The sequence below is a fragment of the Stenotrophomonas maltophilia group sp. RNC7 genome, from assembly GCF_030910085.1.
Classification (GTDB): Bacteria; Pseudomonadota; Gammaproteobacteria; order Xanthomonadales; family Xanthomonadaceae; genus Stenotrophomonas; species Stenotrophomonas sepilia.
The window spans coordinates 1-1,753 of record NZ_JAVFVN010000948.1; the positions used below are offsets into that span (position 1 = coordinate 1).

The window sequence follows — 1,753 nt, forward strand, 5'->3', positions numbered from 1 at the left end:
TTTTTTATCTTCCAACTCAGGAGTACATCATCTTTATTATCTTCTTCGTCACAATCGACTTTTAAATATTGAATACCATTAAAACTATTATAAATCAATATAGGATGATCGCTTGTATCATATTTTATATAACCTACATAATCTAACCACGATTCCATAAGATATTTACTAATCCACTTAAAAAATGCTTCAATTTCTCCCGTGTCACGAAACACAGATGTTACTACTAGATTCCATCCATTATTTATATGTTCTAAGGCGTTGGTCATTTTGGCTATATTGTTATCATCAGCTTGTGCTGAGAGCATACTACCCCATCGCTTATAATTAAATAATGGATCAGTAGGTATCTTAGTAGGTTTCTCGCCTCTTCCCATCATATACGTTAAAAGATTTATTATATAAATTGGTGTTTCACTTTTTAACCTTACTCTAAAGTGTACTTCAGCAAAATCCCCCATTCCCATTGCTCTCCCTTCCTGTATTTATAAAGATTTATATTGAGTATGTACGGCCTATATGCTTAATATCTGGATAGTTATACATACTGTCTATCATTTTGTTATAATCATATGTTAATATGATATCACTTCCTGCAAAACACATATGTAGCATTTCCAATAAACTATTTAATTCCCAATGATCATTTTCTGTGTAATAACAATTGTATAGCTCCTTTCCTGCTTTTACATATGGCGGATCAAGAAATAAAGTACTCTCATTTAGCCAATACTCCTCTTCAATTAATTCCAATGCATTTAATTGTGTGATCTCTATCCTATCACTCAAACCATGTATATGTTCAATTCGCTTAACCAACTCGTTAGGATTCCAACGGGAAAGTAGTTTTTCTTTTGGACCATTCTTTCCACCTAATGGATTTGCGTTATAGATACCACTATAAGCTAATCTGTTCACAACTAAAACGGCCCATGCTGCCTCGACCATATCGACCCCAATGTAATTCTGTTTAATAATCTTCTGGCATCTATAAAACTCTTTATGAGTAGGTAAGTTCTCTCTTAATCTATTTATAAGAGCAAACGGCATATGCTTAATCACCCACCAAAAAGAATAGATTCCCATGTCAATATCATTTAAGTGCAGTTGATTTATTACCCCTGCATCTAACATTGCTAGTTCAAAACTAGCACCTCCAGAATAAGCAGATACTAATTTATGTGTCTTTCTTTTATTAAGTTGGTAATATAAATAATCGATAAGTTTAGATTTGCCACCAGGATAGCGAAATGGTGATAATCTTTTGTTTAACTTGATACCAGCCTTTTTTATATAATTTTCTTTAGTTTTATCTTCTAGAATCAATATAAATCTGTGCTTATCTGCCGCACTATCTAAGTAATTGAATCCCTCACAGGCATTACACCAAAAACCGGTATTAAATTCATCAAAATCGAATTCTAAACTATCCCTAGTGACATTGGAACAGGTTAAACCGCAAAATCTGCATGATACCACCCTATTCACCTCCTCTTATTTATATTTCATAATAGCAACTAATAAAATTTTCGGCTTTTTAATTTTAACCACAAAAAATAAGCACTCCACTATATTATTAAAATGAAGTACTTATTTTTTATGGTTATTATATAAATTTAAATTTTAATCTACTTGAGATTCTTTTTGATTTATTCCGAAAAAATCCAATAAATCTTTTTCATCTAATTCTATTCCCCCATGCTGCCCTGGGTAAGTTTTTATATTAAGTCCAGCTTCCTTAAATTCAGTAATA

At 31.7% G+C, this 1,753-nt stretch carries 2 protein-coding genes; both read right to left on the bottom strand.

Annotated features, from left to right (window positions below; all coding sequences use genetic code 11):
• The coding region (locus RCF13_RS24715) for a hypothetical protein (RefSeq protein ID WP_308141620.1) at positions 1 to 467 on the bottom strand (467 nt) is incomplete at its 3' end.
• Between the two features lie 28 nt (positions 468 to 495).
• A complete protein-coding gene (locus RCF13_RS24720) occupies positions 496 to 1,488 on the bottom strand; it encodes a DNA adenine methylase (RefSeq protein WP_308141621.1) in 993 nt (330 codons plus the stop codon).
• Positions 1,489 to 1,753: the final 265 nt, after the last annotated feature.